General features: G+C 55.4%; 14 protein-coding genes. 7 read left to right on the top strand and 7 right to left on the bottom strand.

What is annotated here, in order from left to right; genetic code table 11:
* Nucleotides 1-131: 131 nt before the first annotated feature.
* Complete coding sequence (locus GAL_RS19260; protein ID WP_024099219.1) at nt 132-2,540, bottom strand: methyl-accepting chemotaxis protein; 2,409 nt, start codon at nt 2,538-2,540, stop codon at nt 132-134.
* Nucleotides 2,541-2,928: 388 nt separating this feature from the next.
* Here GAL_RS19260 and GAL_RS19255 point away from each other — a divergent pair, with 388 nt between their 5' ends.
* Genes GAL_RS19255 through GAL_RS19225 form a run of 7 tightly spaced genes read left to right on the top strand, consistent with a single transcriptional unit; the run spans nt 2,929 to nt 7,821 of the window.
* Nucleotides 2,929-3,216 carry an STAS domain-containing protein gene (locus tag GAL_RS19255; RefSeq protein ID WP_024099218.1) on the top strand — a complete coding sequence of 96 codons (288 nt, stop codon included), beginning with the start codon at nt 2,929-2,931 and terminating at the stop codon, nt 3,214-3,216.
* Nucleotides 3,213-3,587, top strand: a complete 375-nt coding sequence (locus GAL_RS19250) for a response regulator (protein WP_014881839.1) — start codon at nt 3,213-3,215, stop codon at nt 3,585-3,587. Before GAL_RS19255 ends, GAL_RS19250 begins: the two co-directional genes overlap by 4 nt.
* Before the next feature lies 1 nt (nt 3,588).
* The gene (locus GAL_RS19245; protein ID WP_024099217.1) at nt 3,589-5,724 is read left to right on the top strand and encodes a chemotaxis protein CheA; all 2,136 of its coding nucleotides are present in this window, start codon (nt 3,589-3,591) and stop codon (nt 5,722-5,724) included.
* On the top strand, nt 5,708-6,196 hold the full coding sequence (locus GAL_RS19240; RefSeq protein ID WP_014881837.1) for a chemotaxis protein CheW: 489 nt from the start codon (nt 5,708-5,710) through the stop codon (nt 6,194-6,196). The genes GAL_RS19245 and GAL_RS19240 overlap by 17 nt, the downstream gene beginning before the upstream one ends.
* Complete coding sequence (locus GAL_RS19235; protein WP_024099216.1) at nt 6,193-7,056, top strand: CheR family methyltransferase; 864 nt, start codon at nt 6,193-6,195, stop codon at nt 7,054-7,056. The genes GAL_RS19240 and GAL_RS19235 overlap by 4 nt, the downstream gene beginning before the upstream one ends.
* Nucleotides 7,057-7,093: 37 nt before the next feature.
* Complete coding sequence (locus GAL_RS19230) at nt 7,094-7,480, top strand: response regulator (RefSeq protein ID WP_014881835.1); 387 nt, start codon at nt 7,094-7,096, stop codon at nt 7,478-7,480.
* Nucleotides 7,477-7,821: a hypothetical protein gene (locus GAL_RS19225; RefSeq protein WP_024099215.1), complete on the top strand. Its 345-nt coding sequence runs from the start codon at nt 7,477-7,479 to the stop codon at nt 7,819-7,821. Before GAL_RS19230 ends, GAL_RS19225 begins: the two co-directional genes overlap by 4 nt.
* 240 nt (nt 7,822-8,061) lie before the next feature.
* On the opposite strand, the gene GAL_RS19220 is transcribed toward GAL_RS19225, so the two are convergent.
* From GAL_RS19220 to GAL_RS19195, 6 genes are all read right to left on the bottom strand, one after another.
* Nucleotides 8,062-8,562: a DUF3299 domain-containing protein gene (locus GAL_RS19220; protein WP_024099214.1), complete on the bottom strand. Its 501-nt coding sequence runs from the start codon at nt 8,560-8,562 to the stop codon at nt 8,062-8,064.
* A 23-nt stretch (nt 8,563-8,585) separates the two neighbouring features.
* Nucleotides 8,586-9,836, bottom strand: coding sequence for an ABC transporter permease (locus GAL_RS19215; RefSeq protein ID WP_024099213.1), 1,251 nt, complete (start codon nt 9,834-9,836; stop codon nt 8,586-8,588).
* The gene (locus GAL_RS19210) at nt 9,833-10,528 is read right to left on the bottom strand and encodes an ABC transporter ATP-binding protein (protein ID WP_024099212.1); all 696 of its coding nucleotides are present in this window, start codon (nt 10,526-10,528) and stop codon (nt 9,833-9,835) included. Before GAL_RS19210 ends, GAL_RS19215 begins: the two co-directional genes overlap by 4 nt.
* A 6-nt stretch (nt 10,529-10,534) precedes the next feature.
* Entirely contained in the window at nt 10,535-11,206 is a 672-nt protein-coding gene (gene zrgA / locus GAL_RS19205) for a zinc uptake protein ZrgA (RefSeq protein WP_024099211.1), read from the bottom strand.
* A gap of 28 nt (nt 11,207-11,234) precedes the next feature.
* Nucleotides 11,235-11,621 carry a Fur family transcriptional regulator gene (locus GAL_RS22310; protein WP_024099210.1) on the bottom strand — a complete coding sequence of 129 codons (387 nt, stop codon included), beginning with the start codon at nt 11,619-11,621 and terminating at the stop codon, nt 11,235-11,237.
* 161 nt (nt 11,622-11,782) lie between these two features.
* Nucleotides 11,783-14,056, bottom strand: a complete 2,274-nt coding sequence (locus tag GAL_RS19195; RefSeq protein ID WP_024099209.1) for a glycosyltransferase family 2 protein — start codon at nt 14,054-14,056, stop codon at nt 11,783-11,785.
* Nucleotides 14,057-14,070 lie beyond the last annotated feature (14 nt).

The following is a 14,070-nucleotide window of genomic DNA, read 5'->3' as shown; positions in this document are numbered from 1 at the left end:
GCCGGTCCGTGGTGATGATCAATAGGCTCTGTGACAATGCTCATTCCGCTTGTTGCGTTCGGACAAAGGCCGAAGTGTTTCAGATGTACGTGCCCCCAACCGTGGTTTGAGGCTGGAGGCTTTTGGGGGGATCAGAAATCCTGCCAGATATCCTTGGCGGCATTGCCGCTGGTGCTGGCCGCTGCGGGGACCGGCTGCGGTGTCACAGCCTCGATGTCCCAATCATCGCCATGGGCGCTGGGGGCGGCCGGTGGAGCATCCTGCATGGCAACCGTTTTCTGGGGTTGGGCTGCTGGGGCCGCTGTGGATTTGCGGGCCGGGGCGGCCGCCTGCCCGCCGCCCGCTGCGACACGGAAATGGGCAACCAGGTCGGCCAGCTTGCTGGCATCCGCATTCAGCATGTGACCGGCGGCGGTGGCCTCTTCAACCATGGCAGCATTCTGCTGGGTGACCTGATCCAGCTGGGTCACGCCGGTGTTGATCTCATGCAGGCCGGTGGATTGCTCGCTCGCCCCGGTTGCGATGCCGGACACCAGTTGCGAGATATGGCTGACCCGTTCGACAATGCCCTGAAGCGCATCGCCGGTTTTGCCAACCAGATCCACGCCACGCTCCACCTGTTTGGTGCTGTCGCCGATCAGGGTCTTGATCTCCATCGCGGCATCCGAGGAGCGCTGCGCCAGGGCGCGCACTTCGCTGGCGACCACGGCAAAGCCCTTGCCCGCCTCACCGGCGCGTGCGGCTTCCACCCCGGCATTGAGTGCCAGCAGGTTGGTCTGGAAGGCGATATCATCAATCACACTGATGATCTGCGAGATATGGGTCGAGGATTGTTCGATCTCGGTCATGGCAGAAACCGCGCTCTGGACGACTTCACCGCTGGTCTCGGCCTCCTGTTTGGCCTCCTGCATGATGGTTTCGACGCTGCGCGCGCCTTCGGCGGCGGATTTCACGCTGGCCGTCATCTCATCCAGCGCGGCGGCGGTTTCCTCCAGCGTGGCGGCCTGGCTTTCGGTGCGGTTGGACAGATCGTCAGAGGCCTGGCTGATCTCATTTGCGCCACTGCGAATGCTCTCGGCCGTGTCTATCACCTGGGTGACCGTGGAGCTGAGCGTTTCAGAGGTACGATTGAAATTCTCGCGCAGTTTTTCATGATGGGATGGGAAGGGGTCTGAGATGGGCTGGGAGAAGTCTCCGGTAGCAAGACGCACGAGACCCGAGCTGAGTTGCTCGACAACAACCTCTTGTTGTTGCTGCAGTTCTGCACGATCCAGTTCAGCAGAGCGTGCTTGCTTAAGATCATCCTGCAGGCTGATCAGCTGTTTGCCGATATCACCGATTTCGTCATTGCGGCTCGCTTCGGGGACATTTGACTCCAGATTTCCGGAAGCCACCTCTTCGATACGGTTGCAAATACGGCTGATTGGATGGGTGATTGAACGTGCAAAGAGCCAGCCTATGAGCGACATGACCGCTGCACAAACCAGAGAAATCAGGAGCAGAATATTGCGTTCCCGCGCGACAGGCGCAAACAACTCCGCACGGGCCTGTTCTGCAACAATTGCCCAATTGACTTGCGGCATGTCGATAGGTTGCGAATAGGCGACAACCGGGGTGCCGTGTGAGTCTACAGTATCGGCGTAAAAGCCACTTTCGCCGGTGAGAGCGGTTGAAATCTGTTCCGTTTCAGGCAGTTGTTCCAACACCTCGTGCACGTCGTCATGACGCGAGTTTGTGCGCACCTTCAAATCTTGGCCGATGATGAATACGTCCAGTGTCTCGTTCATGTCGGTCACAGGATTGACGATTTTGGTCAACATGCTGACAGGTACCTGCAGGGCAATAGCCCCCTGCAGGTCGCCAGCGGCGTCAAAAACTGGGCTGGCAACAAATGCAGCGGCGTCGCCGTTGCTCGGCGCGTAAGCTTCGAGATCCGCAAAAGTGACCTCTCCTGCGGACATGTCGATGGCTGCCCTGAAGGCCTTGCCAAGTCCAGAATCGGCATAAGCGCCATTGACCAGGTTCGAGGCGTAGTCGGCTTCCTTGGTGACCGAATAGACGACGTCACCCGCAGTATTGATCAAGAAAACGTCGTAATACCCCTTGTTTTGGAGCACCGCTGTCAGAGAGGGGTGAAAACGAGCATGGTGCATGTGGTAGGGCGAGTCCCCGACGCCCCGATTCAGCAGGTGTTTTTCACCTGCCGCGTTGGGGTTTGCGTCGATATAGGCGTTTCGCAGCGTTTTCTGCGGATCCCCTTCGATTCCTTCCCAAGTCATGGTGAACCATTCAAGAGCGGTCGCCGTTGAGGGGATCGCTGCCAGGGTCGATGCGTCAGCACGAATGCCCTCAACAAGCGCTTTCAGCGCCATACTGCGGTCCTCGGTCATGGCGTGAAATTGTTCCTCAGCATGTGCAATTGCATTGCGCTGAAAGGCGAGGGAGCTGATCGTTACAAAGATCGCTGTCACCAGCACGCTGAACCCTACGATGAAGAGGGGCAGCTTGTAGGCTAGGCGCAAGTTGGGAATAATTTTCATCGGATACTCCATTCACAGGCACAAGAAGTGGGTGATGGCCCTCTCCTTTTCCCTTTGATGCCTGCTAGGGGTTAATTTCGACCTTACGAGGGGTTGGTTTTTCACGGCAATTTCTCGGTAAAACGCCATAATGGACGTCAGTGCGAGTCCGTATAAATATATTCCCGCGCGTGAGTGCTGGTGTTCTGGCGAGGCGGGGCGGTCCAGAAATTGACCATCAGCACGCAGGTAAAATTTAGCGAAATTCCAGCTGGTTTTTACTGTCAATTCCACGCCGATTCAGGGCGCCCCACGGTGGGTCCGGCAATCAAATATTAAGGCCCGCCGTCTACTCCTACCGTATCGACTTGAAACCTGTCGCCGAATACGGGGGTGCGAATCGCTGACCATGACGACGGAAACGCAAAAACACATCTTGGACCTGCCCAATGCCTTCTCGGATCTGGATCCGCTGATCGCATTCTTGCGCGGGGCGCGCACTCAGGCAGTGGAGATTGATTGCAGCAATGTGGCGGTCATGCCGTCACGCTGCCTGCAGCTTCTGCTGAGTGCAGAACAACAATGGCGGTCAGAGGGGCTGGGGTTCTCAGTCGCCAAGATCACTGAAGGGTGCCGGAAATCGCTCACTCTTTTGGGGCTCGAGCCCAACCGATTTGAAGACGAGGAAACAGCATGAAGACGAAAGTTCTGGCAATCGACGATTCCCGCACCATCCGGAATCTCCTGGCCGCCGCTTTGGAAGAAGCCGGTTTTGAATACCACTGCGCCGTGGACGGCCGCGAAGGTGTGGACATGTATGCGGATGTGGCGCCGGATGTGGTGATCACAGATATCAATATGCCCAATCTGGACGGCTTTGGTGTGATTGAAGAGTTGCGCGGTGATGGCATCAACTCGAAAGTGCCGATTTTGGTTCTGACCACCGAGAGTGCGCCTGAGCTGAAAGCCCGCGCCCGTGGTGCTGGCGCCACAGGATGGATCACCAAGCCATTTGATGACGCGTCTCTGATTTTCGCGTTGAAGCGCGTTACCGGAGCCGCGGCCTAAGATGGCGGGGTCGATACAGGACACATTCTTCGAGGAGTGCGAAGAGCTCCTTGAAGCAATGGATGAGGGTTTGACCGCTATCGAAGGAGGCGATCACGACCCTGAGGTTGTCAATGCCGTCTTCCGGGCGGTTCACTCGATCAAAGGTGGCGCAGGGGCATTCGGCTTGGACGAGCTCGTCGCGTTTGCCCATAAATTTGAAACCGTCTTTGACGAGGTGCGTGCCAACCGGCTTCAACTTGATACCAAGCTTATTCAGCTGCTGCTGCGTTGTAGCGATCACCTGTCTGATCTTGTGGCGACCTCCCGCGATGGTGGCAGCGTTGATGAGGCACATAATGATGTGCTCGTCTCTGCTCTCGAAGAGTATATCGACGAGGAAGAAGAAGAGGTCGTATTCCAGCCGATGGGTTTGGGTGGTGCTTTTGAAATGGCGCCGATCGAAGTGGAAAAGGAGCGGGTCTATACCATTCGCTTCCACCCACTGAAGGATATGTACGGCACGGGCAACGAACCTTACTTTCTGTTCCAGACCCTCGCCGATCTTGGCACGCTGGAGGTCACACTGGACGAGAGTGAGCTGCCCGGCTTCGACGCGCTGGATACCGACGAAAGCTATCTGATCTGGGCGCTGACGCTGACCACGACAGAGCCGAAGTCGGCAATTGAGTCGGTTTTTGAATTTGTGGAAGGACTGTGTGAGCTGTCCATCGATTCCGATATGGATGAAGAGGACGATGCCAATGCGCTGGCTGCGCTGGAGGCTGCCTTTGGGGCCGCTCCAGAGGAAGGTGGTGATCAGGTGACTGCCCCTTTTGAACCGCCGGTCTCAGCTCCAGAGCCGGAGGCCGTGGAAGCCCCGGTGGCCGCCAAAGCGGCGGCGCCGAAAGCTGAGGCCGCGAAATCCGAGCAGCGTGGGCCAAACCCGACGCTACGGGTTGATCTGGAACGGGTCGACCGGTTGATCAACGCTGTAGGCGAATTGATCATCAACCATTCGATGCTGGCACAGCAGATTGCCAACCTTGATGTTGCAGATCTGCGGGATGTGGAAACTGAACTGGAGGGCTTCAAGAATCTGGCCCGTGATATCCAGGAAGGTGTCATGTCCATCCGCGCACAACCCGTTAAGCCGCTGTTTCAGCGGATGGCGCGAATCGTGCGGGAAGCCTCCGCCGCGACTGGCAAGACAGCCAAGCTGATCACCGAGGGTGAGGGCACCGAAGTTGATAAGACCGTTATTGAGCGACTGTCTGACCCGTTGACCCACATCCTGCGCAACGCAGTCGATCATGGTATCGAAAAACCTGAGGATCGCGACGCGGCGGGCAAGACCAAGAGTGGTGAAATCCGGCTATCGGCGTCTCATCGGTCTGGAAGTGTCTGTATCGAAATCAAGGATGATGGTGCGGGTGTCAATCGGCCGCGCGTGAAGCAGATTGCCATCGACAAGGGCCTCATTCCCGAGAATGCGGACCTTTCCGATAGCGAGATCGACAACTTGTTGTTCCTGCCGGGATTTTCCACGGCAAAAGAGATCTCAAATCTGTCCGGGCGCGGTGTCGGAATGGATGTGGTCAAGAATGCGGTGACAGCCTTGGGGGGGCGGATCAATATTTCCTCCACACCGGGTAAGGGTTCGGTATTCACCATTATTCTGCCACTGACTCTCGCTGTGATGGACGGGATGGTTGTTTCCGTAGCGGATCAGACCATGGTTGTCCCGATCACTTCGATTGTCGAGACGATGCGCGGCAGCGATGATATGGTCAATAATCTGGGCGCGGATGGCACGCTGCTGTCTATCAGGGGGAATTTTGTTCCTGTCTGCGACGTTGGCGGCGCGTTGGGACTGTCCAAGGCTGATCAGGATCAGCCACCTGGGGTCTATCTTCTGGTCGAGACAGAGACGGGTCAGCGCAGTGCTTTGGCTGTGGATGACATCCACGACCAACGTCAGGTCGTCATCAAAAGCCTTGATGGCGTTTGCGGAAACATCCCCGGCGTCGCGGCCGCAACCATTCTCGGTGACGGCAAGATTGCCATGATCCTTGACCCCGAAAGTATTCTTGCGGCTTCGCCTTCGGCAGCCGCTTTCGACACAGAGCGGAGAATAAGCAATGCAATCGCAAGCTGAAGCCAAATATGACGATTCGGAAATCAAACACGCCCAGCACAGCGAATTTGTCAGTTTCACCGTTGCTGGCCAGGCGTTCTGTTTGAAAATCACCCAGATCCGGGAAATTCGGCGCTGGTCTCCGGTCACGATCCTGCCTCATGCACCTGCGGATGTGCTGGGGGTCATGAACCTGCGCGGGGCTGTGATCCCGATCTATGACCTGTCTGCACGTTTCGGACTGCAGCAGACAGAGGCGAGTGAGCGAAATGTTGTGATCGTCGTCTCGGTGCATGGCAAGCCTGTTGGCCTGTTGGCCGAGTCCGTTTCGGAGATCATTTCGATCAATCCGGATGACATTCAGGACACGCCGCCGGTCGATAGCCGTAACACGATGGACTACATCCAAGGGATTATTTCGCACGATGAAACGATGGTGCGGATCATCAATCTGGATGCTGTTATCACTGTACCGGAACAGGTGATCTCGTGACTATTGCTAATCCCATTGATACTCGTGCGGATGGTTTCACCCTGTCAGATCAGGACTTCGAAGCTATCGCCGACTTTGCGCACAAGCACTTTGGGCTGGCTATGTCGAGCAGTAAGAAGCCTTTGGTTTCTTCACGCTTGGCGCGGCGGTTGCGCAAGCTGAATTATACCGATTTCAAATCCTATCTTAAGGAATTGAACGGTCCCAATGCGGATGCAGAGCGCAGTGAACTGCTGTCTCTGCTGACCACAAACGTGACGCAGTTCTTTCGCGAACCGCATCATTTCGACACGCTGCGCGATGATGTCCTGCCGCCGTTGCTGGAGAAAGCACGTCGTGGAGATCGTGTGCGCATCTGGTCTGCAGGATGTTCGAACGGTCAGGAGCCTTACACCATCGCGATGGTGTTAAAAGAGCTCTGTCCAGATGTTGAGAAGCTGGATGTAAAAATCCTTGGCACGGATATCGATCCGGTGGTTGTTCGCAAGGCGTCCGCGGCCCGGTATTCGGCTGATGAACTGTCGCAAATACCCCAGAAATATAGCGGGTATTACAAGATCGAAGGCCAGGATGGGGCAATCCGCGATGATCTGCGCGCATTGCTGACATTCGGGGTGCTCAATCTGATTGAACCCTTCCCGTTCAAGGGCAAGTTCGATGCGATTTTTTGCCGGAACGTGGCGATCTACTTCGATACTCCGACGCAGCAGAAAGTCTGGCATGCCTTCCAACGCAGCCTGAACCCCAGTGGCTATTTGTTCATCGGTCATTCGGAACGCATGTCGGGGCCCGCGGCATCGGCGCTGCAGACCGTTGGCATCACCACTTACCTAAACTCTCCTGCCGGTGGGAACACCTGAGCAGTCCGGCACAATAAGAGAAAATGAGGAACTAAAAATGAGCTTGAAAGACTCTCTGCGCGTGATGGTCGTTGATGATATGTCCACCAGTCGGGGCATCCTGACCCAATGTCTGGATGAGCTTGGCGTGAGCAACTATATGGTTGAAAACAACGGGCAATCGGCATTTCAGAAGCTCGTCGCCAATCCGGTGCACCTGGTCCTGTCTGACTATAATATGCCGGGCATGGATGGTCTGGGTCTCTTGAAGGCCTTGCGTGAACATCGTGTGACACAACGGGTGGGCTTCATCCTGGTGACTGGCAAGCCAACGCCCGAAATCGTCGAGGTTGGCCGCCGTCTTGCGATGAACAACATCATTCGCAAACCCTTCACAGTTGCCACGATGAAGCAGGCTATTGAACAAGTGGTTGGTCGCCTATGAATATGCAATCGGCACCACCGCCGAAAGGCCACACGATCAGTGACCTTTGCGATGTGTCGCGCGCTGAGATGAAGCGGCTGCAAGAACAGGTGCAGGTGCTTGAGGATACTGTGTTGACGATCTTTGAGCGCGGGACACCTCCCACACGTGAAGAACGACAGTCTTTGCAGGACTTTGATCTGGTTGTGCAGACACTGGCTGCAATGGTGAAGTTCTATGATGAACTCAGAAAACTTGCAGCGGACACCGGCGGTATCAACCTAGAGGACAGCAGTGCGGTGGTAACACTACACAAGCTGCGTGACCGGCTGCGTGATCCCGCAAGTGCAGCTCAGGAGTAAGAACACTTGCACCGCCTTCTCGGCGGTGCAGGCCTGCACCGGAATTGGTTTTCTGCGCAGATTGCCTGACGCCATGACTGCAAGCACCACCGTTCGCGCCTCGGCAGGCTCCCCTGTGCGAGTATCAACAATGGTCAAGAGAGGACCAAACCCTGAATAGAGCGAGCTGAAGCGCACGCTCTGATAGGAAAGCGCTATGTTTAGTCTCGATCAACTATCTCTTGGACATAAAAACGTAGTTCACCAGACGTAGACCTCCATTTCATTGGCGGAGATGGAGTATCCGGTTTGACCAAGATTGGTTGACTGCAATTGCGTGCGCATGGTCCCTGTCACCCAAACAGGATCCCAGAGCATGTCGCCCGGCCAAGGCGTCTTGGTGCTCACCATAACCAGTTGATTTGCAGGTGGTGGGGGGGTGTGGATACAGGCGCCGACGTAGGGAACCAACATGAAGTCGGTGACCCCGTCGGAACTGATTTCAAAGGGAATGATGAAGCCGGGCATTTTGATGAAAGCACCGTTGAGCGCTTTGTTCAGTTTTGTGGCATTGGCGTCGTAAACCGGCGACCATGTATCATTTTCCATGTCCAAATCGCCTTCACCGATAATCTCCGAATAGGGAACACCGGGTGGAATCAAATCCTCCCACATGATTTCTCGGGGGGTCGCTCCAAAAGCCATATGCGGCGCCATGACAGATCCAGCCAAACCCATCATAACCGTTCTGCGGTTCACCATGTGCATTCACCTCACTCAGAGCATCACGTTTTGACGACCATACCATCAGCGACAGACATTCTGTAGGCTCGCATGGCGGGTATGAGGCTCACAATCACGCCAGCGCAGATTACACCCAGAATGAGCCAAACCTCGCGCAGCGTCGGAGTATCAATCGGTATCCAGAGGCCGAAAGTGCTGTCTAGGATAGGTTGGGCCACCAGCAATCCAGCGTATTGCAAAACCAGTCCAAGAAGTGCGCCAACGGTGGCCATCACCATTGCTTCCAGCACCAGTAAGCTGAGGATGGTCCGGGGTCGGGCACCCATGGCGCGGAAAATTGCCATTTCACGGCGCCTTTCGTTAAGGCTGGAAAAAATTGTCGCCATCATTCCGATCAAGGCGGTGACCACCACCATCGCTGACACCGCGAGCAAAGCGGTTTCCGCGATGCCGACAATGCTCCACAGCTCCTGCAGCGCAACGCCTGGCAAAATCGCCAGCAGGGGCTCCTCGCGATAGTCATTGATGGCGCGTTGCAACGCGAAGGTCTGGAGTGGGCTTTCAACGCCTATGAGGGCTGCGGTTATAGCCTTGGGCGTCAGCTCCATCTCACGGATGACGTCGACCGGCGTTGATTGGCCGGGGATTTGGGCGCCGCTTTTCCAGTCAACATGTATTGCTTCGATTGCCTCCATGCTAACGATGACTGTGCGATCAACTGGTGTGCCCGTTTTCTCCAGTATCCCGGACACGCGGAAGGGCTGATCTTTATGTTTGGCAAAGGACGCAAGCCCATGCGCTACGATAATGGGGTCTCCGACATGATAGCCGAGTGTGGCAGCGACATCGGCACCAATCACGGTATCAAAGAGATCATCCATCCGGGTGCCATCGGCCATCACTAGAGATCGGCCTTGGCGGTATTTGTAATGATCGAAGAATGCTTTGGTTGTGCCCATGACACGAAACTGACGATGGCTGTCGCCCAGTGAAATCGGTACGATCCAGTCAACTTCGGGTCGTCTTGCGATGTCTTGATAGCTTTCCCAGGTGACATTGTTGGTCGCATTGCCAATGCGGAAAACAGAATAGAGCAGCAGCTGCACTGATCCAGACCGGGCACCGACAATTAGATCGGTCCCGGAAATTGTGTCGGCAAAGCTTGCTTTGGCACCCGTCCGTATTTTCTCGACACCAAGAAACAGAGCGACAGACAACGCGATGGCAAGGATTGTCATGCCGACAGTCAACGCGCGTGCGAAGAGGGAAGCAATTGCAAGGCGCACTATCATGTCATCGCCCTTTTCATGTGAGCGATATCTTCCATATGGATCACACGGTCAAAACATGCGCTGAGCCGTGAGTCATGGCTGACCATCAGCAGCGAGGAGCCATGCGATGCTGTCTGAGTAAAAAGTAAGTCTAAAAAGGCGCTCTGCACACCGCTATCAAGTGCTGAGGTCGGCTCGTCGGCGATGATCAATGGGGGGGTGCCGATCAATGCTCGGGCCACTGCAACGCGTTGCTGTTGGCCCACGCTCAGGGTCCGGGCCTTGGCGCTGATAACATCCTCTGGCAAATTGAGCGCAGAACACAGTCGCGCTGCCTCTGCAGTTGGGTCACTCACACGCTGCCGCCGTGACGGCGCGAAGCGGAGCGGGAGTAGAATGTTGTCTATCACCGATCCAAAGGGCAACAGGTTAAATTGCTGAAAGATAACCCCAATATGGTCTGCTCTAAACGTGTCGCGTGCGCCACCGCTCAACGCGGAGATCGTCCTGCCCGCGATCGAGATCTCGCCACGGTCCGGCAGGACTGTGCCGCAGATCAACGATAAAAGCGTGGACTTTCCCGAACCGCTTTCGCCCAGCAACAGCACAGTTTCACCTGCTGATACAGTAAGGTGCGGGACCGTCAGCGAGAATCCGTCGCGACCTGGCCAGCGATAGGCCAGATCGTTGATTTCGAGGGTTGCATCAACCACCAGGGGTCACGGCTCCAAGTTTAAGACTGGCGCGTTACGGTCAACCTGATAGGCCTGTGCGCCAGTTGATCTGATCACTTGCACATCCACACTTTGCGCCTGCTGAAAGGCAGTGAAATAGGCAAATGTTATGTCGCTCAACGCTTCAGGATTCGCACAGTCTAGCACGTAGTTGGCATGAAACTCGGAGTGGGCCGCATGCTCTGCGTGACCATCATGATGATCACTATCGTGCTCTTCGTGTTCATGTTCCTCATGTTCAGCGTCGTCATGTTTTTCATGATCCTCATGCCCGTGATCATGCGTGTGTTCATCATCGGCATGCTCCTCATGCCCGTGTTCGTCAGCGTGATCCTCATGTTCCTCCCCGCTTTCAAGTGCTGCATGAGCATCCACTATGCTGCAGAGCGCTGAATCCGGGACGACGAACAGCTGCAAAGGTGAGCTGAGTGTGGCAAGTGCAGTGTTAACCGCGGAGATATCTGCCTCACTTTTGGCGGCGTATTCAAACCCGACGATATCTGCCCCCGGGGCTTCGAATTCCATTGAGACGGTTGTGTTTTCGATCGCAATGTTGAGCGTCCCAACGCCGTGTTCATGGGCATCAAGTTCGCGCGTGCCCTCCGCCAATGCAGGCAGAGCGGTGACGATAGCAAGCAATGAGAGAGTTCGTTTCATGATCAATATCCAATATGTTAACAGTCGATCAGGCGGCGCATGCGCCGCACAATCCGTGGATTTCGACAATATGCCGCACGGCGTGAAAAGCATTCTGGTCGGTCAGGGCCGTAAGTTTTGGTAGCAGCTCGCTACCGTCATGTTCGTCAACACTGCCGCAATCGTCACATATCGCCAAGACGGGCACGCTCTCCGCATGGCTGCAACGGCAGGGCACAAAGGCATTAATCGATTCAAGACGGTGAGCGCGCCCCTGGTGGGTCAGCGCCGAAAGCGTACGATAGACGGTCGGGGGCGCAATATTAGGCTCAGATATCTGAAGTTGTTCAAGAATTTGATACGCAGTCATCGGCTTGTCACATGCCTTCAGTACGTTCAGTACATCCTGTTGCCGAGCAGCAGCGCGTTTTCTCATATCAAGACTCCCTCGCTGCACGGTTTATTATTTTATAATATAACAAACCGCAAGATATGAATTTTCTTGCTGCCTCCTAGATCGTCTGCCGAGAGCCGTTGTCACGATCCCAGCACATCCTTGCCGCTCAGCAGGATCTGTCACCTGTCACGGGCGCTCTCTCAGTCTTTGGTTTCAGTGCGAGGAACCGTAAAGAAAAAGTCGTCTGCAAGATCCTGTTCGGTGAGCTCATCCGGGATAACATCCGGACCGTTCAGGAACACATTGGTGCAAAAATGCGCATGCATTCGGGACAGCTTGCGCAGTCTGTCGCCTGTGATTTCCTGGTATAACGTTCGCATGTCGTCGCGTTTTTTTAATTCGTCAATCTGTTCCCGATGCCGCCGACAGGTATAGTCGTGCGCGGCAGCTATATCCGGGTCACTCAACAGCCGCGCCATTTCTGCCTCAAGTTCGGGGATAAGGCGTTGAATGGATCGCTCTTCCTCAGAATTATTATTCATTCGAAACCAGTAGGGTAGCCCTTGATCTCGTTCCGTGTGGTTCACACGGCCACGGTCCCGTTTGACCAGAAAACTCTCAGCACTGCGCACTGCATAATGATTGAGCTGCACCAGATCATACCCATAGGTTTCAATGGTTGAGCGCCAGCCGCTGCGGAACATCTGTTGTGGCATAGCCTGCCCGGATCCATTCACCCAATGGATATCCCTCCAGTGGTGCGGCCGCAGCCCTTTGGGCCGATGTACGCCGAGCTTTTTGAAGATGCCATCATTTCGGAACAGCGTTTTGAAGCCCCATGCCTGGTGAGGCCTGCGCGTGATTTCATAGGCGCATCGTGTGAACTCTCGCGTGACCAGCTCCCCTGAGAATTCCGACACGTCATTGTTGCCGAACAAGCGCCACGTCATGGCGATCATATTGGCGCCTTGCGTCGCTGCATAAAGATCGCTGAGATACCCGTCACCACATTTGATGTTGATGAATTCATCAACATCCATGCTGAGGATCCAGTCAGCGTCGCGGACAAGGGGTTCCTGTTGAGCCGCCTGAAATGCCGCATGTTGTGGGGGTGTCTTGGTGTCGTGGAGGGGGTTGTCTCGATGTTGGACAATCTCCTTGTCCTGCAGAACCCTCAGCAGCGCATCAGTGCCGTCCGTGCAGTCGTTGGTGTAGATGAGAAAATCATCAACCCCGATGACCCTATGGTAGGCCAGCCATTCCAGAATGAACGGCCCCTCGTTTTTCATGGTCGTGACGACGGATGTCCGGGTTCCCACGCTTGAGTGATTCAGGCGTTTCTTTTCAGGCATACGCACCGGATTGCCGCCAAGATGTTCCAGTGAGAGTGTCAGCAGCTCCGGCGATTCCAGTAAGCTTCCTTTTGCCACGAGGTGTGAGATTTTCCGTGTTGGATGACGTAGGACCATGTTTCGAAAGAAATTTGACGGTTGCGTCGGCTCGGCTATGGCTCCGATAATCTGGCTTTGCTGCCAGATATGGCCGTCTTTGCTGCCGCCAGGCGCGACGCACCAACGTGGATGGCGGGTATTGCTGTCAAACGCAGTGCAGATGTGATCAGCAAATGAGGCATCTTGGTCCCGGCGGACGCGCCACGGATAGGTCTGGGCTCCTAGTAAGCGGATGTATTTGTCGTCTGCCTGTACTGCGCGGTCAAAGACATTCGGCCCTGATGGCGGGGCCAATAGGTCATATAGATCTATGTTTGCAACGGCGCGCGCGGCGCTTAAGAACCGTCTTCGGATGATTTCATAGATCAGACACTCGCCCAGCGGTGCTCTCCATGGATCTATGGGCGGCCGCGCTGACCAATCTCTAATAGGGGCGTTTCGAACATTCAAAGGGTGTGCTTCTGCAGGCAGTCCTTTCTGACCCAGTGGGATTTCCGAGTGTATCACGACCACTTGGCTTAGCCCTTTGATCGTGTGCGCCAAGTTGCGCAGTTCTCTGATGAAAAGGCGGCTTTCATCGGGTGGCGTTTGGTCGAGAATGACAGCCGCCTGCATTCCATGCTGCGTTGCATGATATTGCATCCAGGTCGCGGCTGTTTTCGGGCTTTCACCATTGCGGATTGCAAGCAGCACATTGAGACCGGCAAACAAGCTGGTTTCCACAGGTTCCGCAGTGAGGCTGAATGATTGCCCCTCTATATCAAGCGCAATCGGGTCGGTAGGGCTTGATATGGGAGTATCTAGGATCACAGCGCCGTTTCCGCTCCGAATTGGGGAAGCAGTCGTGTGCGGTGTTGAGATGTCTTCGAGCCGAGTACCAGATTTGAAGAAGAGTCTGGCCAGATAGCCGGTGCTTTGGGGTAGGGCAACGCAGTCCAGTAGGGTGGTTCCTGCGAGGCACTGCGTGCGCAACTGACGTTCCAGAACCTTATCCGATGTGATCGCGAAGTCTGAATGCGTCATAGAATATCCGTAGC

The sequence above is a fragment of the Phaeobacter gallaeciensis DSM 26640 genome, assembly GCF_000511385.1.
Classification (GTDB): domain Bacteria; phylum Pseudomonadota; class Alphaproteobacteria; order Rhodobacterales; family Rhodobacteraceae; genus Phaeobacter; species Phaeobacter gallaeciensis.
This window is presented reverse-complemented; position numbering and strand designations above follow the sequence as displayed.

Bases quoted from the DNA above. Each gene is read 5' to 3' on its own strand.
- GAL_RS19245 (WP_024099217.1), top strand. From the start codon at position 3,589: ATGGCGGGGTCGATACAGGACACATTCTTCGAGGAGTGCGAAGAGCTC.
- GAL_RS19255 (WP_024099218.1), top strand. From the start codon at position 2,929: ATGACGACGGAAACGCAAAAACACATCTTGGACCTGCCCAATGCCTTC.
- GAL_RS19250 (WP_014881839.1), top strand. From the start codon at position 3,213: ATGAAGACGAAAGTTCTGGCAATCGACGATTCCCGCACCATCCGGAAT.
- GAL_RS19195 (WP_024099209.1), bottom strand. From the start codon at position 14,056: ATGACGCATTCAGACTTCGCGATCACATCGGATAAGGTTCTGGAACGT.
- GAL_RS19240 (WP_014881837.1), top strand. From the start codon at position 5,708: ATGCAATCGCAAGCTGAAGCCAAATATGACGATTCGGAAATCAAACAC.
- zrgA (WP_024099211.1), bottom strand. From the start codon at position 11,206: ATGAAACGAACTCTCTCATTGCTTGCTATCGTCACCGCTCTGCCTGCA.
- GAL_RS19230 (WP_014881835.1), top strand. From the start codon at position 7,094: ATGAGCTTGAAAGACTCTCTGCGCGTGATGGTCGTTGATGATATGTCC.
- GAL_RS19220 (WP_024099214.1), bottom strand. From the start codon at position 8,562: ATGGTGAACCGCAGAACGGTTATGATGGGTTTGGCTGGATCTGTCATG.
- GAL_RS19215 (WP_024099213.1), bottom strand. From the start codon at position 9,836: ATGATAGTGCGCCTTGCAATTGCTTCCCTCTTCGCACGCGCGTTGACT.
- GAL_RS22310 (WP_024099210.1), bottom strand. From the start codon at position 11,621: ATGAGAAAACGCGCTGCTGCTCGGCAACAGGATGTACTGAACGTACTG.
- GAL_RS19260 (WP_024099219.1), bottom strand. From the start codon at position 2,540: ATGAAAATTATTCCCAACTTGCGCCTAGCCTACAAGCTGCCCCTCTTC.
- GAL_RS19225 (WP_024099215.1), top strand. From the start codon at position 7,477: ATGAATATGCAATCGGCACCACCGCCGAAAGGCCACACGATCAGTGAC.